Origin of the sequence: Streptomyces sp. SID13726, assembly GCF_010548375.1 — a bacterium.
Taxonomy (GTDB): Bacteria; Actinomycetota; Actinomycetes; order Streptomycetales; family Streptomycetaceae; genus Streptomyces.
Window position 1 is genome coordinate 445810 of the sequence record NZ_JAAGLY010000003.1, and the last position, 24415, is coordinate 470224.

Annotated in this window: 17 protein-coding genes; 6 read left to right on the plus strand and 11 right to left on the minus strand. The window is 70.9% G+C overall.

Annotated elements, in window-relative coordinates:
• Window positions 1–9: 9 nt before the first annotated feature.
• On the plus strand, window positions 10–801 hold the full coding sequence (locus G3I78_RS09325; RefSeq protein ID WP_164422363.1) for a glycosyltransferase family 2 protein: 792 nt from the start codon (window positions 10–12) through the stop codon (window positions 799–801).
• Here G3I78_RS09325 and G3I78_RS09330 read toward each other — a convergent pair.
• The gene (locus tag G3I78_RS09330; RefSeq protein ID WP_164422364.1) at window positions 780–1691 is read right to left on the minus strand and encodes a glycosyltransferase family 2 protein; all 912 of its coding nucleotides are present in this window, start codon (window positions 1689–1691) and stop codon (window positions 780–782) included. The genes G3I78_RS09325 and G3I78_RS09330 overlap by 22 nt on opposite strands.
• Window positions 1688–3658, minus strand: coding sequence for an O-antigen ligase family protein (locus G3I78_RS09335; protein WP_239157711.1), 1971 nt, complete (start codon window positions 3656–3658; stop codon window positions 1688–1690). The genes G3I78_RS09330 and G3I78_RS09335 overlap by 4 nt, the downstream gene beginning before the upstream one ends.
• Window positions 3659–3777: 119 nt before the next feature.
• On the opposite strand from G3I78_RS09335, the gene G3I78_RS09340 reads away from it, so the two are divergent.
• The gene (locus tag G3I78_RS09340) at window positions 3778–4440 is read left to right on the plus strand and encodes a hypothetical protein (protein WP_164422366.1); all 663 of its coding nucleotides are present in this window, start codon (window positions 3778–3780) and stop codon (window positions 4438–4440) included.
• A 17-nt stretch (window positions 4441–4457) separates the two neighbouring features.
• Here G3I78_RS09340 and G3I78_RS09345 read toward each other — a convergent pair whose 3' ends face one another.
• The 8 genes from G3I78_RS09345 to G3I78_RS09380 form a co-directional block, all read right to left on the minus strand.
• A complete protein-coding gene (locus G3I78_RS09345; RefSeq protein WP_164422367.1) occupies window positions 4458–5504 on the minus strand; it encodes a glycosyltransferase in 1047 nt (348 codons plus the stop codon).
• Window positions 5505–5578: 74 nt separating this feature from the next.
• A complete protein-coding gene (locus G3I78_RS09350; protein ID WP_164422368.1) occupies window positions 5579–9175 on the minus strand; it encodes a DUF4082 domain-containing protein in 3597 nt (1198 codons plus the stop codon).
• A 71-nt stretch (window positions 9176–9246) separates the two neighbouring features.
• Window positions 9247–10365, minus strand: a complete 1119-nt coding sequence (locus G3I78_RS09355) for a DegT/DnrJ/EryC1/StrS family aminotransferase (protein ID WP_164422369.1) — start codon at window positions 10363–10365, stop codon at window positions 9247–9249.
• Entirely contained in the window at window positions 10362–11051 is a 690-nt protein-coding gene (locus tag G3I78_RS09360) for an acetyltransferase (RefSeq protein ID WP_164422370.1), read from the minus strand. Before G3I78_RS09360 ends, G3I78_RS09355 begins: the two co-directional genes overlap by 4 nt.
• The gene (locus tag G3I78_RS09365; RefSeq protein ID WP_164422371.1) at window positions 11048–12187 is read right to left on the minus strand and encodes a DegT/DnrJ/EryC1/StrS family aminotransferase; all 1140 of its coding nucleotides are present in this window, start codon (window positions 12185–12187) and stop codon (window positions 11048–11050) included. Before G3I78_RS09365 ends, G3I78_RS09360 begins: the two co-directional genes overlap by 4 nt.
• A complete protein-coding gene (locus tag G3I78_RS09370) occupies window positions 12184–13158 on the minus strand; it encodes an NAD-dependent epimerase/dehydratase family protein (protein ID WP_239157712.1) in 975 nt (324 codons plus the stop codon). Before G3I78_RS09370 ends, G3I78_RS09365 begins: the two co-directional genes overlap by 4 nt.
• 74 nt (window positions 13159–13232) lie before the next feature.
• A complete protein-coding gene (locus G3I78_RS09375; RefSeq protein WP_343243695.1) occupies window positions 13233–14282 on the minus strand; it encodes a Gfo/Idh/MocA family oxidoreductase in 1050 nt (349 codons plus the stop codon).
• A 23-nt stretch (window positions 14283–14305) separates the two neighbouring features.
• Entirely contained in the window at window positions 14306–15745 is a 1440-nt protein-coding gene (locus G3I78_RS09380) for an exopolysaccharide biosynthesis polyprenyl glycosylphosphotransferase (RefSeq protein ID WP_164422374.1), read from the minus strand.
• A gap of 247 nt (window positions 15746–15992) precedes the next feature.
• Here G3I78_RS09380 and G3I78_RS09385 point away from each other — a divergent pair, with 247 nt between their 5' ends.
• Genes G3I78_RS09385 through G3I78_RS09395 form a run of 3 tightly spaced genes read left to right on the plus strand, consistent with a single transcriptional unit; the run spans window position 15993 to window position 19356 of the window.
• Complete coding sequence (locus tag G3I78_RS09385) at window positions 15993–16844, plus strand: glycosyltransferase family 2 protein (RefSeq protein WP_343243696.1); 852 nt, start codon at window positions 15993–15995, stop codon at window positions 16842–16844.
• A gap of 27 nt (window positions 16845–16871) precedes the next feature.
• Window positions 16872–18275 carry an MFS transporter gene (locus G3I78_RS09390; protein WP_164422376.1) on the plus strand — a complete coding sequence of 468 codons (1404 nt, stop codon included), beginning with the start codon at window positions 16872–16874 and terminating at the stop codon, window positions 18273–18275.
• 58 nt (window positions 18276–18333) lie between these two features.
• Entirely contained in the window at window positions 18334–19356 is a 1023-nt protein-coding gene (locus G3I78_RS09395) for a TolB-like translocation protein (RefSeq protein WP_164423063.1), read from the plus strand.
• Between the two features lie 4 nt (window positions 19357–19360).
• Here the strand turns inward: G3I78_RS09395 and G3I78_RS09400 are convergent, their stop codons facing one another.
• Window positions 19361–21175, minus strand: coding sequence for an ABC transporter ATP-binding protein (locus G3I78_RS09400; protein ID WP_164422377.1), 1815 nt, complete (start codon window positions 21173–21175; stop codon window positions 19361–19363).
• Window positions 21176–21342: 167 nt separating this feature from the next.
• On the opposite strand from G3I78_RS09400, the gene G3I78_RS09405 reads away from it, so the two are divergent.
• Entirely contained in the window at window positions 21343–24297 is a 2955-nt protein-coding gene (locus G3I78_RS09405; protein WP_239157713.1) for a GH59 galactosidase, read from the plus strand.
• The last annotated feature ends 118 nt before the right edge of the window (window positions 24298–24415 follow it).

Genomic DNA, 24415 nt, shown 5'->3' on the forward strand with positions numbered 1-24415 from the left:
AAAGGGATCATGAGACGCATCGCCCGCGCCCCCTGGGAGCTTCTCAAGCACGCCTTCGGCTGGCTCGTCCTGTTCGAACTGCGCAACAAGGTGGTGCTGTTCCCCTCCGCGCTGCGGCTCGGCCGTCTGGAGACCGCAGAGGCGCGCCGGCTCGCGGCCACCGCGGGCCCGATCCCCCACGCCCTGGTCGCCACGGTCATCGCGACCCACCGCCGCCCCGACGCACTGCGGGCGGCGGTCCGCTCGGCGCTGGCCCAGACCGTCGCCGACCAGGTCGTCATCGTCGTCGACGACGGCGCGGGTCTGCCCGAACTCCCGGACGACCCGCGGCTGTTCGCCGTCTCCCTGGCCCGCAACACCGCCGTGGCGGGCGTGGTGCGCAACGTCGGCATCCGGCTCACCCGCTCGACGTACGTGGCCTTCCTGGACGACGACAACCTGTGGGAACCCGACCATCTGGAGAGGGCGTTGGCGGTCCTGGAGTCCCCCGGGGGTCCGGACGGGGTCTACACCGCGCTGCGCCGCGTCCTGCCGGACGGGACCGAACGGGACGTCCTGTCGGTGGAGTTCGACCGCCACCGGGCCGCCCGCGAGTCCTTCCTGGACACCAACGCGTTCGTCGCCCGGCGCGCCCCTGCCCTGCGCTTCAGCCGGCTGCGCCGCACCCCGAAGGTGCTCCCGCGCGAGGACTGGGAGCTGGTGTACCGCTACAGCCGCGGCCGTGCCGTACGCCATGTGCCGTACCCGACCGTGCGGTACCTCGTCAACCCCGAGAGTTTCTACACGACTTGGTCCGGCTGAGCCGGTGCCCTCAGCGCCCCCGGCCTGAGCAGGGCCGTCGCCGCCGCACGGCTGGACTTCCGGCCGAACGCGGCCCGGGACGCCTCGCGCAGGAAGACGGCTCCCCTGAAGCACACCGTGGCGGCGGCCCCGTGCCGACGCCCGTACAGCCGTACCCGGTTGAGGGTGAGCAGGGTCCACAGCCGGGGCGAGACCTGGGAGTCGCCGCCGAGGTGCACGGCCTCGGCCGACGGCTCCAGCTGGGTGGCGTGGCCCCGGTCCCTCGCGCGCAGGCAGTACTCGGTCTCCTCCGAGTAGAGGAAGAAGGACTCGTCCCAAGGGCCGCAGGCGGCACGGCAGTTCGCCGACACGGCCATGAGCGCGCCGGTCGCCCAGTCCGCCCGCGTCGGCCGCCGGTACGCGGCGGGATCGGTGACGAGTTCGCTCAGGCGCGGGAACCGCCCGGCCCTGCGGTTGCCGATGACGGCCTCCCCGAGGGCCCGCAGCACGCTGGACTCCCGGCGCAGCGAGTGGTGCGGGGTGTCCCGGCCCTCCTCGTACAGCAGGGGTACGGCGATCCCGACGCCGTCTCCGAGGCTGTCGACCAAGCGTTTGGCGCAGCCCTGCCGCATCCGGACGTCGGGGTTGCAGATGAGTGCGACCCCGTCGTCGCCGGCCGCCTCCAGTGCCGCGTTGACCCCGGCCGCGTACCCGGCGTTGCGGCCGGTCTCCACGACCGTCGCCTCCGGGGCCAGGGTCCGCAGCACCTCGACGGTGTCGTCGGCGGAGTAGTTGTCGGCGACGACGAGCCGCCAGTCCAGTCCTGCCATGCCGTCCGGGAGGGCGGCCAGGAACCCGGGGAGCACCTGGGCGCTGTTCCAGGTGACGACGACGACGGTGACGGGACTCATCGGGACTCCACGAGTTGGGGGAGCTGGGCCTCGGCGGTCGTGCGCGCGGCCGGGACCGGGGCGGTGGCGGCCGCCTCGCGCCGGACGAAGCCCAGATAGCTGCCCCCCGCTCCCAGCAGCAGGAAGAACAGGCCGGCGAACATGGGGAAGCTGAGCGAGTCGAAGGTGGCGCTGATGACCAGGGCGACCAGCGAGGAGGCGAAGAACGCCTGCCCCAGCTCCCGGTCGGCCTCGGTGCGGGCCAGCCGCCGTACGGCGCCGCCCTGGTGGATGCCGACGACGAACAGGACGAGCAGGGCGACGAACCCGAGCGCGCCCATCTCCGCGAGGGTCAGCATGTACTGGTTGTCGGTGAAGAAGTACAGGTCCGGGGTGAAGGTGCCGAAGCCCCGGCCGAACAGCGGGTGTTCCTTCAGATAGGGCACGATCGCGCTGTACTTGACCGTGCGGGCCTGGGTGCTGCTGTCGGAGTTGGACAGGAACGACGCGAACAGGCCCGTGATGGTGCCGATCAGTCCGGGGACCAGCACCTTGAAGACGGCGATGGAGGCCGTCATCACGGCGATCGCGGTCCAGCGCCGGGCCGGCTTCCAGCGGGGCACCATCACCGCGGCCACCAGGAGCAGCCCGATGATCGAGGTCCGGGACACCGTCAGGGGCAGCGCGCCGGCGATGAGCAGCACCGGGCCCCAGCGGCGCAGGACGTGCAGGTGTCGTCGTACCGGATCGAAGGCCTGCTGGATCGCGAAGGGCAGCAGGATCGCCAGCATGCCGCCGAACTCCAGGGGCTGGGCCGTGGTGGAGCGGGGCCGGGTGAAGGAGCCGCGGTCCATGGTGGTCACCTGGGCCACGCTGGTCTGCAGGCCCGGGATGTGGATGGAGTCGGCGATGTTGGTGGCCGCGAAGAAGTCGTAGAAGCCGATCGCAGCGACCACGGCCCCCAGCACGACCACCCGGCGCATCAGGACGTCGAGCCGGCCGCGCTCCTGCACGCCCGCCGAGGTCAGCACGACCAGCGACACCCAGACCAGGAAGCCGATGAGTCCGCGGTCGGCGCCGAGGATCTCCTGGTGGGAGCTCTCGCGCAGGGCGTCCGCGATGTAGGCCAGGACGACGGCCGCGCCGAGGACGCACATCGCGACCCGGGCGAGCCGGGTGCCCGGGGCGGGCAGGATGCGGCCGCCGAGCCAGGTCGCGAGGTACCACAGCAGGCCGAGCAGGGCGAAGACGTTGGCCGGGGTGCCGACGCCGCCGAGGGCGGGCAGGGCCAGGTTCGAGGGGATGAAGAAGGCGAGGACCAGATAGACGGTGAGGATCGCGGTGGCGTCGACCCGGCGGTTGAACCAGCCCCGGCGCACCCGGCCGGGGGCGCGCGCCTGCCGGGGCCCGGCGGCGGCGCCGCGCCGGCGGCGCACCACCGTGACGCCCTCCATCAGGATGGACAGCAGGAACGCGCTGACGACGCCCAGGATGACGACGGCCGCGATGCCCTGGTAGCGGTTCTTCGACTCCGCGACCGGGGTCTGCGGCAGGACGACGGGGGCCGTCTGCACGAGATAGGCGGGCGGCACCTTGGCGGCCGCCTGGAGGGCGTCGAGCTGTTCACCGGCGAAGGCGGTCAGGGTGTCGGTCTCCTTGAGGACCTTCGCCCGGTCGGTGCCGGTGACGCTGAGCACGAGCAGCGGGCTGTCGCTCTCCGGCGCGAAGCCGGCCGTGTACGGGTCGGTGACGCCCCGGCTGTGCAACTCCTTGGCCGCGTCGCTCGATTCGAGGGTCCTGATCAGCACGTCGGCCGTGACGATCAGCGAACCGCCCGCGTTCGAGATCGGGTTGCCGAAGGTGGGGGCCAGCCGGGCGACGGCCGAGGAGTCCAGCAGCGCGACCGAGCTCTGCGACTGGTAGGAGACCGGGACGGTCGCGTACAGATAGGCGCCGCCGAGCAGACTGAGCACGGTGAAAGGCACCATGAAGTACCACCTTCGGCGCAGAATGGCCCATATCTCACCAAGGCTCACGAACCATTCCTCCATTCGGTGGCATCCGGCCCCATGTCCTGCCAGTATCGGGGGCGACGGAAGGAACTCACATGTCGCCCGGGAACGTCGCCGACGCGCTGCTCCGCCGCTGGTACGTGCTGGTGGTCGCGGCGCTGCTGACGGCTGCCGGGGCCTACCAAGTGGTGCGCCCCACCCCCCAGTACGTCGGCTCCGCGGTGGTCGTGCTCAAGCCGCCGGTGACGCAGAACCAGCCCAACCAGCTCACCAACCTCCAGCCGCCCCTCGCCGTGCTCTCCTACGGCGTCGTACGCCAGCTGGAATCCCCGGCCGGGGTCAAGGAGTTGAAGGCGGCGGGCGTACGCGGGACCTACCACCTCGTGCCGCGCAACAGCGGCACCAGCGCGACACCGCGCTATCTGATCCCCTCGCTCCAGGTGCAGTCGCAGGCGTCCGGCGCCGACGCGGCGGTGACGTCGGTGCGCCGCATCATCGACGTCTACACCCGGCATGTCGACCAGTTGCAGGCCGCGCAGGGAGTGGCCTCGGGGGCGCGCATCACGGCCACCGTGCTGACCTCGCCGAGCGCCGCCGAGGTGCAGGGCGACAAGACCCGGGGTCTCGCGGGTACCGCTCTGCTGGGCGGGACGGCCGGGGTGCTGGCCGCCCTGTGGCTGGACCGGTATCTGCTGGGCCGCCGGGAGACCGCTCCGGGCCGCCGACGGTACTCCGGCCCGGTGCCGGTGGCCGACTGAGTGGTGCTGGAGGTTCATCAGATGCCGCGGCGCTTCCAGGACTCCCACCACAGCCACTCCCGCCCGCGCTCGGCCACGGCCGACCACACGAGCGGCTGGAGGTAGGGCATCGCCGTCGGGCCGATCCGCCGTCTCAGCCGCAGGGCCCGGTACTCGGGCAGCGACCGGTAGCCCGGCAGGCACTCCTCGGCGAAGGCCACGCACTCCTCGACCGGGACGACGTCCGTACGTCCCCGGTCGTAGGCGCGGTAGGCGCGGCGCAGGGCGAACCGGGCGAGCCGGGTGTGCACCTGGTCGGCGAGGCGGTCGGCCTCGGGCAGCCGGTCGGCGCACTTGGTGAGCACCGAGTCGAAGGCGACGAGCCGCTGGCGCAGGTCGTCGAGCTGGCCGCCGAAGTCGACGGTGGACATGTTCTTGCCGTGGACGCGGTAGAAGGCCTGATCGGCGCCGCGAATGTAGCCGACGTCGGCGTGGGAGGCGAGCCGCATCCACATCTCGATGTCGCCGGCGTGGGGCAGCTCGGGGTCGTAGCCGCCGACCGTGCGCTGGAGGCCGGTGCGGACCACGACTTCCGGTGAGGTGATGCAGCCGGTGCCCTCGCGGAAGCGCCGGTCCAGCCACCAGTGGCCGGGGTAGACCACCGAACCGGTGCTCTGCGTACGGGCCTTGGGCAGCGGGCCGCCGTGCTGGAAGCGCAGGGGGCGGCCGTAGGCGAAGCCTGCCTCGGGGTGGGCGTCGAGGAGGGCCGCGGCCCGCACCAGCGCGCCCGGGACCAGCCGGTCGTCGGCGGACAGGAGGGCCACGTAGTCGCCGTCGGCCCACTCCAGCAGGCCCTCGTTGTACGTGGCGATGTGGCCCTTGTTGGTCGCGTGGACGTGGACCTCGATCCGCGGGTCGCCGGCGGCCAGTTTCTGCGCCACCTCCGCCGAGTCGTCGGGCGAGGCGTCGTCGATGATGAGCACCCGGACGTCCACGCCGTCCTGCTCGTCCAGGACGCTGCTCACACAGTCGGCGAGGAAGTGGCCGTACTTGTAGCAGGGGATCACAACACTGACGGTGCTCATCTGTGGGGAAGCCAATCCCCGGTGGTGGTCCGCGCCGGAGTCGGCGCGGACCACCACCGGTGGGTTCTGATCGGTCAGTTCTTCTTCTTGCGGACGGTCGTCTTGCTGGTCAGGGTCCAGGTCTGGGACTTCACCGTGTGGCGCTTCTTGTCCAGCGCCTTGACCGAGACCTTGAACCGGGTGCCGTCCGGGAACGGCGACGACAGGTGGACGGACACCTTGTGGGTGGCCCGGTTGTAGGAGGCGACGGCCGTGACGTGCATCTTCTTCGCGGCCTTGGAGCCGCTCAGGATCGCCACGGTCGCCTTGACGGACGACAGCTTGGTCGAGGCGGGCAGGGTCGCGACGAGCGGGCTCGCCACGTCGGCGGTGTGTGCCAGCGAGGACACGGTCACCTCCGACGCGGTGGCCGTCGCCAGGGACGCGCTCGGGTCGTCGGCGGTGAAGACCGGGCCCACCCAGTAGTTCGCGGATCCGTAGGAGCCGTTGGGGAAGGCCGGGTCGCTGCCGTAGCGGTAGAGCCCGTTGTGGTGCGCGGTGGTGTCGGCCGTGGCGGTCAGCGGATACGACTGGTGGGCCGAGGCGAAGTAGCCGCCGTCCACCGCGTAGTTGCCGTTCGGCGCGTGGTAGGAGGCCACGTAGGCGGTGCCTGCGGTGACCGCCACCGGGGTGGCGAACGTCATCGTCTGCCAGCCGGAGGCCGTCTCACCGGTGAAGGTGCCGGTGGCCAGCAGCGTGCCGTCGTCCGACCACAGGCTGCCGGTGTGGGTGCCCGTGTTGGTCGTGCCCTTGTAGAAGGTGACACCGGTGATCCAGCCGTCCGCCGAGGACGTGAACCGGGTGCCCAGCTCCACCGAGTTGCTGTCGCCGGTCACCGCGCTGGTGGCCGGGGTGGCGGAGGAGTTCCACAGGGTGCAGGGGCAGGTGACCGCGGGCGGTTCGGAACTGGTCGTGAAGCTCCAGGTGACCGGGTCCGCCATGGCGTTGCCCCACAGGTCGGAGGCCTGGACGGACGCGGTGTACGTGGTGTGCAGCGACAGTTCGGTGGACGGGGTGAAGGTCGCCTTGTTGGACGAGGGCAGCGTCTTGACGCCCGGCACGGTGTTGCCGTCCGGGTCCTTCAGCGTGAAGGTGAGGCTGTCCGCGTCGATGGCGTGGTCGAAGACGGCCGACACCGGAGCCGTGATCGAGGTGCCGGTCGCCCCCGACGTCGGGGACTTCGAGGTGACGGTGGGCGGGGTGGTGCTGGCCGTCGAGGTGTCCAGGACCACGTCGACCCAGTAGTTGCTGCCGGACGACTGCGAGGACGGGAAGGCGCTGGTGGAGCTGTAGCGGTAGACGCCGTTGCCGCCGTCGGTGCCGGTCTTCAGAGCCGTCAGCGGTGCCAGGCCGGCGGCGCTGTTGGTGAGGGTGTTGTCGAAGGAGTATCCGCCGTTGGGGGCGAAGTACGAGGCGACGTAGGTGGTGTTGGCCTTGACGGTGACCGGCGTGGAGAAGTTCAGCTGCTTCCAGCCGGAGGCCGTCTCGTCGGTGAAGGTGCCGGTGGCCAGGCGGGTGCCGGAGGCGCTCCACAGGCTGCCGGTGTGGGTGCCGGTGTTGGCGGGCGACTTGTAGAAGCGGACGCCGGTGATCGAACCGGCCACCGTGGTACGGATCTTGACGCCGAGCTCCAGGGAGCTGCCGTCACCCGCGTTGACGGTGCCGGGGACGGCCGTGGCCGGCCAGATGGTGCAGGGGCAGGCCTGGGGGCCGACGGTGACCGGGACGGTGGTGACGGCGCCGATGTTGACGCTGTCGTCGACCGCGCGGACCTTGATGGAGGCCGCGCCCGGGGTGGTCGGGGTCCAGCTGTAGCTCCAGGAGGTGAGGCCGTTCGCGGCCTGCCAGGTGGAGCCGCCGTCCGTGGAGATCTCCACCCGGGCCACCACGCCGCCGGAGTCGGAGGCGGTGCCGCTGATGGTGACCGGCTTCAGCGCCGGGACGGTGACCCCGGAGGCCGGGCTCGTCACGGTGATGGCCGGGCCGGTGGTGTCGGTGGAGGCGGTGGCCGCGACGAGGTTGCTCTGCCGGGTCAGCGGCTGGACTCCCATGTCGGCGAAGACGTTCATCGTCGCCTGCTGCATCCGGGCGTCCTCGGTGACGACCGTGTCCTCGGGGTCGTACGTCGGGATGTTGGTCAGGCCCCAGGACCACTGCACGGTTCCGGCGCCGAACACCAGCGCTCCGGAGTCCTGGTCGCGGAACTCGACGAGGTTGTGGGTCGCCGTGCCGTTGCCGTAGACGTTGCCCCAGTCCATGCGGAGCTTGCCGTCGTTGATGTCGACCGTCGTGGACGACACGTCGATGGCTCCGGCGGGTCTGGTGCTGTTGTCGATGTCGCTGTCCCACTCGTACCCGAGCGTGCCGGTCGGGAAGGTGGCCGTCTGGCTCGACGTGAGGTTCGCGATGGAGGTGTTGCGCCAGATCCGGTTCTTGCCGTAGGAGCCGGGCACGGTGATCGCGTCGCTGCGGTAGCCGTTCACCGTGAACATGGAGCCGGTGAGGATGTTCGGCGGCTGGTAGGACTGGCCGTAGTCGGTGCTGGCCGGGTCCATCCAGGTGCCGGTCCACTGGCCGCTCGGGTCGGCGATGCCGTTGTTCTGCGCCATCTTGGTCATCTTGTAGCAGACCAGGGTGCGGTTGTCGGTGTTGGTCCCGTCGATGCTCGGGGTGAGCCGGGTCTTCCAGAACACCTCGTTGCCGCTGAAGAAGCCCTGTCGCACACCGGCCTTGCGGGCCGCGAGGACGTTGGTGTACTGGCTCTGCGTCCAGTACTCGTCATGTCCCGAGGACAGGTACACCTTGTGGTTCTTCAGCAGGGTGTCGCCGTGGGTCGACACGTCCACTCCGGAGAGATAGCTGACGTCGTAGCCGTTGCGCTCCAGCCACGACAGCATCATGTACTCGGAGCCGTAGATGCCGTTGTCGCCGCCGATGTCCAGCGGGCGGTTGTAACTGACCTCGTAGGCACGGCCGTCCGGCGCCGGGCCGGTGCCGCCGTAGAGGTCCTGGCCGCCGTAGTCGTTGTACGCCTGCCAGGTCTGGTCACTGGTCTGCACGACGACGTCGGAGGTGCTGGAGTCCTTGCGCACGACGAACGGGTACGGCATCAGGCCGTCGCCGTCGGTCTGCGTGAGGTTCGCGATGTACAGGCCGGAGACGGCGTCGCTGGGCACCGTCCAGGTGGCGGTGGTCGGCCAGTTGCCGCAGTCGACCAGGCCGGTGGCGGCCTTGGTGGTGCAACTGGCTTCCTTCGTCGTGTAGTTGGCGGGGTAGGTCACCGCCGCCTGGGCCGCGGTCGACATCTCGCGGGCGCCGTCGCCGCCGTACCAGCCGAGGCGGTAGATCTCGACGTGGTACGAGACCGGGGACTGGATCTTGAACTGGACGGTGTCACCGGCCTGGACGCTCTCCTTGGTGGAGAACCCCTTGATGTCACCGTAGGCGTTGGGCGAGAACCAGTCGGACATGGGGCTGCCCGCCTTGGAGTTCTCGCAGACGATCGGGTTCGAACCCGTTCCGCAGGGATCGGACGCCGCCTGGGCGGTCACGGCCTGCGGGAGCACCGCCCATATCAGTGCGGCGACGACGGCGAGGCGGCCGCCCCGGAGCCGTCTGCTCCATTTGTTCATGTGGTACCTCTCAGCGGTGCTGTGCAGGACCGACCCACGGGGTCGGGGTGAGGCTTGTCGTGGGGAGCCGATCAGCCTCGGAGCGCTTCGGCGAGCGCGTCCACGACCCGTTGCTGCTGGTCGGGGGTGATCTGGGGGTAGAGCGGCAGCGACAGGATCCGATCCGCCGCCCGCTCGGCGTGCGGGAACTCGCCCCGCGTGCGGCCGAGATGGCGGTAGGCAGGGGTGAGGTGGACCGGGGCCGGGTAGTGCACTCCGGCTCCGATGCCCTCGGCGTTGAGCTTGCCGACGACGTCGTCGCGGTCGGCCCCGGTGATCTGGACGACGTACAGGTGCCAGACGTGCAGGTTGCCGGGCGCCGTCACCGGGAGGACGACCCGGCCGTCGGCGGCCAGGTCGGCGAGCAGGGTGTCGTAGCGGGCGGCGGCGGCCCGGCGGGCGTCGTTGCCGTCCGCCAGGCGCTTGAGCTTGGCGCGCAGGACGACGGCCTGGAGTCCGTCCAGGCGGCTGTTGAACCCGGGGACGTCATGGCGGTACTTGGCGACTCCGCCGTGGTTGGCGATGGCGCGCACCAGGCCGGTGAGTTCCTCGTCGTCGGTCAGCACCGCGCCCGCGTCGCCGTAGGCGCCGAGGTTCTTGCCCGGGTAGAAGCTGGTGGCCGCGATGCCGCCGCTGCCGGGTGTCCGGCCGTCGCGGGTGGCGCCCTGGCACTGGGCCGCGTCCTCCACGACCCTTACGTGGTCCGGGAGTTGGGCGGCGAGTTCCGTCACCTCGGCCATCTGGCCGTAGAGGTGGACGGGGACGACCGCGCGGGTCGCCGGGCCCACCGCGGCCAACGCGGCCCGGGGGTCGAGGAGATGGCTTTCGGGCAGGCAGTCCGCGAGGACCGGCCGGGCGCCGATGCGGGCCACCGCGCCCGCGGTCGCGATGAAGGTGTTGGCGGGGACGACGACCTCGTCACCGGGCCCCACCCCACTGGCGCGCAGGGCGAGTTCGAGGGCGTCGGTGCCGTTGGCGACGCCCACGCAGTGCGCGACCCCGCCGAACTCGGCGTACTCGCGCTCGAACCGGCGGACTTCCTCGCCGCCGACGAACGCGGTGTTCGCCAGCACCCGGTCGAATCCGGCCCGTACCTCGTCGGCGACCTCTTCGTGCGCCGCCTTGAGGTCGACAAGCGGAATCTGGTTCATGTCAGCGGTCCCCCCACTGTCTGCTTTCGTAGTTCGTCCAGCGCGGGCGCGTCCGCCGCGCGCAGCCGTCGGGCCGGGCTCCCCACCCAGACCTCGCCCGGCGGAACATCGCCGAGCACGGCACTTCCCATCCCGATCTGCGACCAGGCGCCGACCGTCGTGCCCTCCCTGACCAGGGCTCCGGAGCCGACATAGGCCCCGCGCTCCAGTCGCACTCCCCCGCCCAGGCGGACGCCGGAGGTGATCGTCGCGTACTCCTCGACCACGTCGTCGTGGGTGAGGACGGCGTGCGGCATCACGGCGACGTGCGCGCCGACCCGGACGGCGGCGGTCAGCACGCAGTGCGCGAGCAGGACCGAGCCGGGGCCGATCTCGGAGGTCGCCGAGACCACCGCGGTCGGGTGGACCACGGTGGCGTAGCGGTCGTCGGGCAGGCCGAGTCCGCGTACGAGCCGGGCCCGGGACGCGTAGTCCCGCGGGTTGCCCACGCAGACCACGACCCGCGCCTCCGGCAGGTCGTGGACCAGGTCGCAGCCGCCGAGGACGGGCACGCCGTCCACGTCGGTGCCGTGCAGGTCGGCGTTGTCGTCGAGGTGCCCGAGCAGCTCGAACCCGTCCGCGTCCCGTACGGCCTGCGCGGTCTCCCGGGCGAAGCCGCCCGCGCCGACGATCACAAGTCCGGTCATCTTCGGGCCTGTTCGCGCAGGGCTGCGACGACCCGGTCCTGCTGGTCCTCGGTCATGGTGTGGAACAGCGGCAGGATCAGCGAGTCGCGGCTGATCCGCTCGGTGGCCGGCAGCGGCACGCTCGGGTGGTCCGCGTAGGCGGGTTCGAGGTGCGCGGCCATGATCCCGCGCCGGGCGGAGACCCCGGCCTCGGAGAGCGCGGCGAGCAGGTCGTCCCGGCCGACGGGGAAGTCCTCGGCGAGCAGCACCCAGTAGGACTGGAAGTTGCTCTGCCCGTGCGCGGGGTCACTCACCGGGGTGAGCCCGGGGACGTCGTGCAGCAACGTGTCGTAGCGGGCGGCCAGTTCACGGCGGCGGGCGATCATCGCGTCGAGCTTGCCGAGCTGAACCAGGCCGATCGCCGCCTGGACGTCGGTCATCCGGTAGTTGAAGCCGACCTCCAGATAGCTTTCGAGGACCGGCTTGTTGCTCGCGTGGCGGTCCGCCGCCGAGGCGTTCATGCCGTGCTCGCGCAGCCGTCGCAGCCGGGCCGCCCACTCGGCGTCGTCGGTGGTGAGCATGCCGCCCTCACCGGTGGTGACGAGCTTGCGGGGGTGGAAGGACCAGGCGGCGAGCAGCGCCCCGTGTCCGACGGGCTTGCCGCCGACGGTCGAGCCGATGGCGCAGGCCGCGTCCTCGACCAGCGGCAGGTCCCAGTCGGCGCAGGCGGCGCGCAGGGCGTGCACGTCGGCCGGCACACCGCCCTGATGGACGGCGAGGACGGCCTTGGTGCGCGGGGTGCGGACCTGGTCCACGGTGTCCGTGGTCAGGTTGCCGGTGGCGGGGTCGACGTCCGCGAACACCGGCTCGGCGCCGACGTACCGCACGGCGTTGGCGGTGGCGATGAACGACAGCGAGGGCACCACGACCTCGTCGCCGGGGCCGACGCCGAGGGCGACCAGCGCGAGGTGCAGGGCGGTCGTGCAGGAGCTGACGGCGACGGCGTGCTCGGCCCCGACCCGCTCGGCGAAGGCCTTCTCGAAGGCGGCGACCCGGGGGCCCTGGGCGACCCAGCCGGACAGCACCGCGTCGGAGGCCGCCCTGGCCTCCTCCTCGCCGAGCCAGGGGATCATCACGGGGATGCGGTCGGTGCTCACTTGGCGGCCTCCCGCTCCGAACGCCACCACTCGACCAGGTCCTTGAGCCCGGTGCGCAGGTCGATCTCCGCGGTGAACCCGAGCCGTTCGGCGGCCCGCGAGGTGTCGGCGAGGCGGCGGACCACGGAGTTGACCGAGCGGGCGGGTCCGTGGACCGGCTCCAGGCCCTCGGCGCCCATCGCCTCCAGCAGTCCGTCGGCGAGTTCGCGCAGCGAGGTCTCGGTGCCGCTGGCCACGTTGAACACCTCGTCGGTGACGTCCGACTCGGCGGCGAGGATGTTGGCCCTCGCGATGTCGCGGACGTCGACGAAGTCCATGGTCTGCGTGCCGTCGCCGAGGATCAGCGGCGGCTCGCCCGACTCGATGCGCTCCATCCAGCGGATGAGGACCTCGGTGTACAGGCCGTGGATGTCCATCCGGGGGCCGTAGACGTTGAAGTAGCGCAGCGCCACGTAGTCCAGGCCGTACATGGCGTGGAAGCTGCGCAGCATGCCTTCGTTGAAGGCCTTCGCGGCGCCGTAGAACGTGTCGTTGTTGTAGGCGTGGTGGCGCTCGGTCGTCGGGAAGTCCTCCGCCATGCCGTAGACGGAGGCCGACGAGGAGGCGATCACCTTGCCGACGCAGGCCGCGGCCGCCGCCTCCAGGACGTTGAACGTCCCGTCGACCAGCACCTCGTTGGCGAGCCTCGGCTCCTCCGCGCACTGGGTGATGCGGATCGCGGCGAGGTGGAACACCAGGTCGGCGCCCTCGGTGACCTTCCGGACCGTCTCGACGTCCCGTACGTCGCCCTCGACGACCTCGACGACTCCGCTGGGCAGGGCCCGCGCGAGGTTGGCGCGCCGACCGCGCACGAAGTTGTCGAGTACGACGATCTCGCGGGCGCCGCCCTCGGCGAGCAGGTCGACCAGGTTGGAGCCGATGGTGCCCGCTCCCCCGGTGACCAGGATCTTCTTGCCTCGTACGCTGCTCAACTGCTGTGCCCTCTCAGGGAATTGCATCGTTTGACTGGTTTCGCTCGGGCGCCCGGCGCCTTGGTCGGTGTCGCTCAGCGGCCGGCGCGCAGGCCGACGACCGCGCCCTTGAACTCCAGGCTTCGGGAGGCGGCCTCCAGGATGTCCAGCACCCGCAGGCCCGCCCGGCCGTCGGTCAGCGGCGCGCGGCCCGTCCTGATCGCGTCGGCGAACTCGTCGACCATGCTGCGCAGCGCTTCCTTCTCGCCGATCGCGGGCGCGACCATGTCGCCGGAGCGGTAGGAGATGAGCATGTCCCGGCGCTCGTCCGCGCCGATCTCCTGCGGGGCGGCCATGTCGACGCCCCGGTCGTAGACGGCCACCCGCTGAAGCGGGTTGAGGTCGTCCCAGACCAGGGTGCGCTTGGAGCCGCCCACCATGGTGGTGCGCACCTTGGTCGGCGACAGCCAGTTGACGTGGACGTGGGCGATGGCCCCGGTGTTGAGCGTCAGCGTCAGATAGGCGACGCACGCCTGTCCGGCGCCGATCGGGTCGGCCCCGTGGGCGGCGACGGCGACCGGCTCGACGCCCGCCGGGAGGATGAAGTCGAGGATCGACAGGTCGTGCGGGGCGAGGTCCCACATGACGTCGATGTCCTTCTGGACCAGGCCGAGGTTGATGCGGACCGAGTCGACGAAGTGGACCTCGCCGAGTTCGCCGGAGTGGACCAGTTCCCTGATCCGGCCCACGGCGGGCGTGTAGCAGTAGGTGTGGTCGCACATCAGGGTGAGCCCGCGCTCCTCGGCCTCGGCGACCAGCCGCTGCCCGTCGGCGTAGGTCGCCGCGAGCGGCTTCTCCACGAGGACGTGCTTCCCGGCGCGCAGGGCGGCCAGGGCGATGTCGAGGTGGGTGCCGGCGGGCGTGGCCACGGCGACGGCGGCCACGTCGGGGTCGGCGAGCACGGCCGCGTAGTCCGAGGTGGCCTGGATCGTGGAGTAGCCGCCGAGGACCCGCTGGGCGCGGTCCACGTCGAGGTCGCAGAGCCAGCGCAGCCGGAAGCGGTCGCTGGCCTGGAAGTTGCGGACCAGGTTGGGTCCCCAGTAGCCGGCCCCGACGACCGCGACCCCGAGCGGTTCCTGCGTCACTGTCTTCCTCTTCCTTCGGTCCATCAGTAGGCCCCCGTTCCGCGCACCACCGCTGTCGTGGTGCGCGCCAGGATGGACAGGTCGAGAGCGGTCGACCAGTTGTCCACGTATGCGAGATCGAGTCGGACCGCTTCCTCCCAGGGCAGGTCCGAGCGGCCGCTGACCTGCCAGAGGCCGGTGAGACCGGGCTTCACGAGCAGCCGGCGCTTGACCTCCGCCGGGTACTCGTCCACCTCCTCGGGCAGTGGGGGGCGCGGGCCGACGAGCGACATGTGGCCGCTGATCACGTTGATCAGCTGCGGCAGTTCGTCGAGCGAGCTGCGGCGCAGGAGCGAACCGACCCGGGTGATCCGGGGGTCCTCCTTCACCTTGAACAGCAGTCCGTCGCTGTTCTGGTTGAGGTGCTCCAGCTCGGCCCGGAGGGACTCCGAGTCGGGCCGCATGGTGCGGAACTTGAACATGGTGAAGTGGTCGCCGTACCGGCCCACCCGCTGTTGGCGGAAGAGCGCGGGGCCGGTGCTGTCCAGGCGGACGATCAGTGCGATGAACAGCAGCAGCGGGGCGAGGAGAAGCAGCAGGGCCGCGGCGAAGGAACGATCCAGCAGTTCCTTGGGCAGCCGGGAGGTCCGGGAGAGGTTGGGCGCCTGCACCCGGACCAGCGGCACCCCGTTGGTGGGGCGTACCGCGAGCCGGGAGGCGGAGACGTCGGCCAGTACGGGGGCCAGCAGGAAGTCGACGCCCTGCACGGCCGCGGTCCAGGACATCCGGCGCAGGACGTTGGCGTCGAACTCGGGTGCGGGGAGCACCACCACGGTGCCGATGCCCATGGCCCGGATGACGTCGTCCATGGTGTCGACGCCGCCGAGGACGGGGAGCCCGAGCTTGCGGACCTCCGCGGCGTTGCGCGGGTCGCTCAGGCACACGCCGGCGGCCTGGAGTTCCTGGACGCCGCCGCGCCGCAGCACGGCCACCAGCTCCGCGATGCCGCGCGCGGGACCGACGAGCAGGGTGGCGCTCCTGCCCCGGTCCCTGGCCCACCGCCGGTGCAGCCGGCGGCGGAGCGCGTAGCGGACGGCCACGGCGATGACCGCGGCCGGTATCGCGGCCATGGTCATGTCATGAAGAAGTCCTGAATCGTGGGTGAACGACCAGTGCGCGACCGCGGCCAGCGCCGGCAGCGCGACGGCGCCGCGCAGCACCCGCCGGTACTCCTCGGTGCCGAGCCCCAGGGCGCTGCGGTCGTAGGAGCGGTGGGCGAGCATCGCCACGATCCACGTCGGGGGCAGCACCAGGGCCACCGCCCAGCGGCCGTACGCCGCGTGGACCACGAAGGCCGCGGCAGCAGCGGCGAAGCTGTCCGCGACCAGCAGGACTATCCGGTACTTCTTCTCCCAAGGTCTTCGGCGACCTCGCGGAGCACTGTGTTCCACAAGCTGTTGCTCATGCGTGACCTCAATGGTCATGCGCCCCCCACCACGTGCACGGTTACCCCTGACCGAACACCGATGTGCCCCCGACACAGCGGCAGTTGATAACTAAGTAGCCTCAGCGGTTCCCCAACCGCCTCATGTCCCCTGCATGTCGGCTAGCGCCTCACGTTCCCCACCCAAACCGGTTCGGCGGCCCTCAATCTAGACCACCGAACGCAGTCACGGGAACAGTTGGACGAAACACACATCGCAATAGTGACATCGAATGCATACTGCCCAGGTGACGAGCATCGTGATCCCGGCCCACAACGAGGCGCAAGTCATCGGCCGGCTCCTCGACTCACTTCTGGCCGATTCCACCGAGGACGAGACAGACATAGTGGTCGTGTGCAACGGGTGTACGGACGACACCGCACGGATCGCGGCCGCCCGCGGCCCGCGCGTGCGGGTGGTCGAGATACCCGTGCCCTCCAAGCACGCCGCGCTGCGGGCGGGCGACGACCACGCGCGCGGCTTCCCGCGCCTCTACGTCGACGCCGACGTCGTACTCGGCGGCGCCGACGTACGGGCGCTGACCGAGCCGCTCGACGACGACTCCTCGGGCATCCTCGCCACCGCCCCGGAGCGCCGGATTCCGCTGACCGCCTGCGCCTGGCGGGTGCGCGCCTACTACCGGGTGTGGCAGCGGCTGCCCGCCGTGCGCGAGGGGCTGTTCGGCCGGGGGGTCATCGCGGTCTCCAAGGCCGGGCACGCGAGGATCGCCGCGCTGCCGCCGCTGATGGCGGACGACCTGGCCGCCTCGCTGGCCTTCGCGGCCGAGGAGCGGCTCGTGGTCGGCACCGCCCACGTGGTGGTGCAACCGCCACGAACATGGCCGGATCTGATCAAGCGCCGGGTCCGGGCGGCGGTGTCCACGGCCCAGGTCGAGCAGCAGCACCAGAGCCCCGAGGAGGCCACGGCACGCACCGGCAAGGCCGATCTGCTCGCCCTGCTGCGCGCGGATCCCGGGCTGGCCAGTGGCGTCGTAGTCTTCGTCGCGGCGGCGGTCGTCGCCCGGCGCCGGGCCGCGAAGGCCATCCGGGCACAGGACTTCGGCACCTGGCTGCGGGACGAGAGCAGCCGACAGAACTGATGCGCACCAGATCCGGAGTTCCCGAACATGTACCTCACTGACCGCTCCGCGCCCGTGGGGGCGGGCCCCGACCAGGGCCGAAGACGGGGCATACGGCCCCGGGTCGCCCCGGTCGTGCTCGTCCTCGGCACGGTCAGCCTGATCACCGACATCTCCTCGGAGATGGTCACCGCCGTCCTGCCGCTCTACCTCGTCACCACGCTCGGCTTCAGCCCGCTGGCCTTCGGCACCCTCGACGGTGTCTACAACGGCGTCAGCGCGCTGGTCCAGCTGACCGGCGGCCATCTCGCCGACCGGGTGCGCAACCACAAACTGCTGGCCGGACTCGGCTACGGCCTCTCCGCGCTGTGCAAGCCGCTGCTCCTGCTGGTGAGCAGCATCGGTGCCCTCGGCACGGTCCTCGCCGTGGACCGCACCGGCAAGGGCCTGCGCACCGCCCCGCGCGACGCGATGATCTCCCTGTCCACGCCGCTCGAGAAGCAGGGCCGGGCCTTCGGTGTGCACCGGGCCATGGACACGACAGGCGCGATGCTCGGCCCGCTGGCCGCCTTCCTCATCCTGAGCGCGGCGGCCGACGGCTACGACGCGGTGTTCGGCGTGAGCGCCTGCGTGGCGGTGCTCGGCGTCGTCGTACTGATGCTGTTCGTACCGGGCAAGCGGGCCTTCTCGGCGGGCGGTGCGGGCGGCGAGCAGTGGAGTGCCGACAAGCCCGCCCCCGTACCCGGTGCGCGTACGCCGGAAGGCGGCGCGCCGGGCGCGGCGCACGACGGGACCGCTTCCGGCGCGTCCGGAGAGGCCACTCCCGGCGCGTCCCGAGAAACCGCCACCGGCAGACCTCCCGTCCGTGTCCGCGAAGCGCTCGCGCTGCTGCGGCTGCCCCGGCTGCGGGCGCTCGCCGGCTGTGCCGCGCTGCTCGGTCTGACCACCGTCAGCGACGCCTTCGTCTATCTGCTCCTGCAACGGCGCGCGGGCATCGCCGAGCAGTGGTTCACGCTGCTGCCGCTGGGCACCGCCGTGGTGTTCCTGCTGCTGGCGGTGCCGGTCGGCGCGCTCGCCGACCGGATCGGGCGGCACACCGTGTTCCTCGCCGGGCACGTGGCCCTGCTCATCGGCTACGGCCTGCTGCTGTGGGCCCCGCACACCCCGGCCCTGCCCTTCCTCGTGCTCGCCCTGCACGGCGTGTTCTACGCCGCCACCGACGGAGTGCTCCCCGCCGCACTCGCCGACATCGTGCCCGAGCAGCTGCGCGGCAGCGGGCTCGCCATCGTCGGCACCAGCCAGGCGCTGGCCCGGTTCTGCTGCTCGCTGGCCTTCGGCGCCGCCTGGACGGTGTGGGGCGACGGCCCCGCCCTGGCCGCCTCCGCGATCGGCCTGCTGTGCTGCGCAGCCGTCGCGGGCCGGGTGCTGCGTCCGACGGACGCCACCCGATGACCACGACCGCCACGACCCTCCACCGAATCCCATGACCGGCACAGCCTCGAAGGTCCAGATGACACCTCTACGCCGCCGCCTGCTCATCCTCTGTACGGCGGTCCTGCTGCTCGCGGGCGTGGGCACCGGCATGGTCCTGCACGCCGCCGACCGCGCGGACCGGGCGAACAAGCCCCAGGCGGGCGGCCCCGCCGTCAGCACGGGCAAGCTGACGCTCGGCCAGAAGAACCGCCTCGCCTTCATCAACGCGGCCGCGGGACCGCACCGCACCGCGGTCGCCTCGGTCCCGTCCGCCGATCCGGAGAGCGGGCGCACCGCCTCGGACCTGAAGTGCGCCCGCTTCTACGCGGCGGCCGGCACCGGCATCTGCCTCCAGTCCAACCCCGGTGTCCTCAAGCAGAGCAACCGCGCCCTGCTCCTCGACGCCGACCTGCGCACCCGGCACACCTACGCGCTCGCGGGCACCCCGAGCCGGGCCCGGGTCTCGCCCAGCGGCCGTTTCGTCGCCTGGACGGTGTTCGTCTCCGGCGAGTCGTATTCCTCGGCGTTCTTCTCGACCCGGACCTCGGTCCTGGACACCCGCACCATGAAGCTGACGCCGAGCCTGGAGACCTTCTCCATCACCCTGGACGGCAAGCCGTACCAGGCCGCGGACGTCAACTTCTGGGGCGTGACCTTCGCCTCCGACGACGACACCTTCTACGCGACCCTCAACACCGCCAACAAGACCTATCTGGTGCGGGGTTCGCTGTCCGGCCGGAAGGTGACCACCCTGGTCGAGAACGTGGAGTGCCCCTCGCTCTCCCCCGACGGGACCCGGGTGGCCTTCAAGAAGCGGGTGCTGTCGCGCACCGACCTCTGGCACGAGTACGTCCTCGACCTGCGCACCCTCAAGGAGACCGCGCTCGCCGAACGCCACAGCGTCGACGACCAGGCCACCTGGCTGGACAACAGGACGGTGGCCTACGCCCTGCCCACCAACGGCAAGGTGGGCAGCAGCGATCTGTGGAGCGTCCCGGCCGACGGCACGGGCAGGCCGAGCCTGCTGATCCCGGGGGCCTCGTCACCGGCGCCCCTGTAACCCGTCAGTGCAACTCGGCCTCCACGGCGGTGTCTTCGAGGAAGCCACCCGACTGGTGGTGCCACAGCTTCGCGTACGGGCCGTCGAGCGCGAGGAGTTCCTGGTGACTGCCCTGCTCGACGATCCGGCCGCGGTCGAGGACGACGAGCTGGTCCATGCCCGCGACCGTGCTCAGCCGGTGTGCGACCACGAGCGCGGTCCGTCCCTCCATGAGCCGCCACAGCGCCTCCTGGACGAGGATCTCGCTCTCCGAGTCCAGGGCACTGGTCGCCTCGTCGAGCAGCAGGATCGGCGCGTCCCGCAGGATCGCCCGGGCGAGTGCGACACGCTGGCGCTGGCCGCCGGAGAGTTTGACGCCCCGCTCGCCGACCAGGGTGTCGAAGCCCTCGGGCAGCGCGTCGGCGAACTCCGTGACGTGTGCCGCCTCGGCCGCCCGGCGGATCTCGGCGTCGGTGGCGTCCGGCCGGGCGAAGGCGATGTTGTCGCGCAGGGTGCGGTGGAACATCGCCGGGTCCTGCGGGACGTACGCCATCAGGCTGCGCAGGTCGGTCTGGCGCAGCCTGCTGATGTCCTGGCCGCCGACGAGGATGCGCCCGCCGTCGATGTCGGTCATCCGCAGCAGCAGCCGGGTGAGGGTGGTCTTGCCGCCGCCGGACCGGCCGACGAGACCGACCTTCGTCCCGCCGGGCACCACCAGGTCGAGCCCCTCGAAGAGCCGGTCCGCGCCCGCGTGGCTGAAGCCGACCCGCTCGAAGCGGACGTCGGCGCGTCCGGGCAGCAGCGGCTCGGGCGACGGCGGGTCCAGGACGGTCGGCGGGGTCATCAGCAGTTCGGTGAACTGCGCGGCCTCCGTCATCGAGCTCTCCAGACGGCGGTAGATCTGGTTGAACTCGAACATGATCCGCGTCGCGTTGGAGTAGTAGGTGAAGGCGACCACGACCGCCTCCACGCCGTGCCGGCCCCCGCCGAGGGCGACCGCGAGGAGCAGGCCCAGCGCGTTGGTCAGCACCGACATCGGCGCCACGAAGGTGTCGATGCGCAGGTTGCCGTAGTCCCAGGACCTGAGCATGAGCCGGCGCGAGGTGGCGACACGGGAGCGGTGTTCGGCGGCCTCGCGCTCCTCGGCGCCGAACGCCCGGACCGTGTCCATGTTCATCAGGCTGTCGGCGACGTGCCCGGACACCCGGGCGACCGCCGCCTCGCGCTCGGCGACCAGTGCCTGGCGGCGCCGGATGAGCGGAGCCGCGCACAGCGCCGTCAGGACGATCATCGTCAACAGGCCGACGACGAGCAGCGGTTCGTAGCGCCACAGCACCACCGAGCCGAACAGCAGCGGGACGAGGCTGCCCACGATCTGGAAGACCAGGGTGTCGACGAACGGTTCGAAGCGGGTGGCGAAGCTCAGCACGCGCTTGGTCAGTGATCCGGCGAAGTTGTCGTGGAAGAACGTGGCGTCCTTGGCGAACAGTTCGTCCATCCCGATGACATAGAGGTGCTCGATACCGAGGGCGTCGAGGCGGTTGAGGCAGTGCAGGGCGACCCGCCACAGGCCCTCGGCGAGGAGCAGGACTCCGGCGAAGCCCAGTACGTACGGCAGCGCCGAACCTGCGGTGACGCGCGCGCCGTCCGCGATGCCGCCGGCCAGCTTGGCGACGATGAGCGGCGCGATGTAGTTGATGCCGATGCCGCCGAGCGCGGCCATCAGCATGGCGGGCACCGTCAGCCGGCGAAGCCGTGCCAACTCCCGTCCGTAGTAACGAAGCGCGAGGAGCACCGAGCCCTTGCGCGGGGGAATCCTCTGTAACTCAGGCGTCTGCATCCTGACCCTGTGTGTTGGGGAAGTCGCTGTCCGAGTTCGGCAGTGTCCCGCGACGAAGAGTCCGCGGTCCACGCGTTTTCCGGCGGGTGGCAACCCCTGGGGCAGCCAATTCTCAAGGGGCGCAAGGGGATTGACGCAGAAAGCGCTTGCCACCTACGGTCCCCCGAATGGGTATGAAGCGAAGATTCGGCTGGGCGTCGCTGGCCGCGGCGACCACCATGGCACTGGCGGCAGGAGTGACCTCGGCACCCGCCGCCCACTCCGCGGACGATCCCGTGCAGGTCGTGGTCGACGGGAACGACGTACGCGCCGACAACGTGAACGGCCTCACCTACAAGGGCCTCGGCCTGCTCAGCTGCAACAGCACGAGCAATCTGCTGATGGACTACAAGGCGGAGCACCCCGACCGCTACTGGGAACTCGTCCGGGTGCTCTTCGGCGGCCGGAACCCGCTCATCAACCACGTCAAGGTCGAGATGGGTTCGGACACCAACACCTCGACCGGTTCCGATCCGGCGACCATGCGCACGGCCGACGAACTCGCCGACGCGTCCCGCTCCCCCGGCTTCCAACTCGCCGCCGACGCCAAGACGGTGAACCCGCACCTCAAGGTCTCGATCCTGCGCTGGGTCATGCCCCAGTGGGTGCAGACCGAGTGGAACAAGGGCACCGGCACCGACGAGATGTACAAGTGGTACAAGGAGACGATCCTCGACGCGTACCAGAAGTACGGGTACATGGTCGACTACGTCGATCCGGACACCAACGAGACCACCAAGCCGGACATCTCCTTCATCAAGTGGTACAAGAACGCGCTGGCAAGCGACACCGAATTCACCGACGTCCGCTACGGTTTGACGCCCCGTCAGCAGAAGGCGGCGGCGAAGGCGTACCACGCCATCAAGATCGTCGCCTCGGACGAGAACACCACGAAGAACATCGGGCCCGCGATGCTCACGGACACCGAACTCTTCGGCATGGTCGACGCGGTGGGCTACCACTACACCACCGACGACCGGCTCGACGGTGCCCCCGACAGCGCCACGTACCGGCCCTACACGAAGCTGGCGACCGCCGCCTCGGGCCAGGACAAGGAGGTCTGGTACAGCGAGGGCGTCGGCTCCTTCGGCTGGACGGACCACCGGGTCGCCAACACCGAGGGCCCGGGCGGCGCGAGCACCGGGATCGGCGGGGTGCAGAGCGCGCTCGACCTCGCCAACCGTTCGGTGAAGAGCTACGCCAACTCCAAGCGGACGCACTACATCTTCCAGCCGGCGATCGGGGCCTTCTACGAGGGCGCCCAGTACAGCCACAAGGAGCTGGTCAGCGCCCGCGATCCGTGGTCGGGGAACATCCACTACGACGCCGCGCTGTACGTGATGCAGCACTTCACCCAGTTCGCGAGGACCGGCTGGGAGAACTCCGCCAACACGGCCGGGATCTGGCGCACCGTGCCGGAGGCGAGCTACAGCGGGGTGAGCGGTACCGAGAACGTCGACGGCTCGAACGGCGCCCCGAGTTACATGACGCTCGCCGACCCGAAGAAGAGGGACTTCTCCACGATCGCCGTCAACGACAGTGATCTGACGAGGACTTACCGAATCAGGGCCGAGAACATGGACCTGGGTGGCGACCCCACGATGGAGGTCTGGGAGACCCGCGCGGCGGACCCCGGCCAGGCGTACGACGCCAACTTCAAGCACCTGGCCGCCCAGATCCGCCCCGACGGCGACGGTGTCTACACCTACACGGTGAAGCCGCGCTCGATCGTCACCTTCACCACGCTCGACCGCAGCCGCGACAAGGCGACGAAGCAGCGCCTGCCCGAGTCCGGGGACCGCACGGTGCTCGACACCGACGCGACCGGCAAACGGCACGACACCCGTGACGGAGTCCTGTACGCCGACGACTTCGGGTACGAGGAGGAGGGCCGGGTCCGGGTCGGCGCGGACGACGGCGCCCGCACGGTGTCCCAGCCATACCTCAAGTCCCGTGGCAACCAGCCACGTTACCTGGTCGACCAGACCGGAGCGTGGGAGATCGGCAAGGACGCCGACGGCGACAACGTGCTGTACCAGTACCTGGACCAGTCCATGAAGGACACCGGCGCCTGGAACCGCAACACCCCCAACACCACGGTCGGCGACTTCCGTTGGGAGAACTACCGGGCTTCGGTGGACGTCTCCTTCCCGGATCCGCAGGGCGGCCTCGCCACCCTGGGCGTACGCCAGCAGAAGGGCATGGCCGCGACGGACGCCGCGTACAGCGTCGGGATCGGCCCCGCGGGGAACTGGACCTTCTACCGGTACGGCACCGCCCTGCGCACCGGAACGGTCGCCGCGTCCAGCGGTTACCGCCTCGCGGTCGAGGCGAAGGGCGCGTCCGTGACGGCGTACATCGACGGACAGGCCGTCACCACGTACCAGGACCCGGTACCGGTGACGGGCGGGCGCGTCAAGCTGGGCACCGACTTCCACCGGACCGCGTTCGACGACCTGAAGGTCGAGAAGGTCGCCGGCTTCACCCCGTACGCCACCACGCTGACCGACAACATGGACAACTCGGTCTCCTACGGCGGCACCTGGAGCCGGAACGCCTCCCTCGGCGACGCGATGAACTGGTACCGGTCGACCTCGACGAGTACGACCGCCGGCGCGACCGTCACCGTCCCGTTCCGCGGCACGGGCATCGACGTCATCGGTGGCAACGACGGAAGCGCGGTCCTCGACGTCTCCGTGGACGGCCACCCGGTCGCCCGCGCCGCGAGGACCACGGCCACGGACAAACGCCAGGCGACGTACTCGCTCCGCGGCCTGTCCGACGGCAGGCACACGGCGACCTTCACCCTGAGGTCGGGAAAGATCGTCCTCGACGCGTTCACCGCGCTCTCCGGGGACGTGGACGGACGGGTCGACACGACACCGCTCCGCAGCGCCCTGACCGCGGTGGGCTCCCCTGACCGGACCGCCTACACGGCCGACTCCTGGGCGCTCTTCGCCACCGCGCGCTCGGCCGCCGGAGCCGCGCTGTCGGGGCAGCGGGGCCTCGACACGATCGGCGTCGAACAGCTCGCGAGCAGGCTGGGCGCCGCGTACGCCGGGCTGGTGGTCAAGGAGGTCTGACCGGGACGAGCGGCGGGCCTGTCCTTCCTGGCGGGCCCGCCGTTCGGCATGGCCGGGACGACAGCGGGGGGCGTCACCGTGGAGTCTCCAAGCCGCGTCGCTGAGCCTGTCCCTGGGA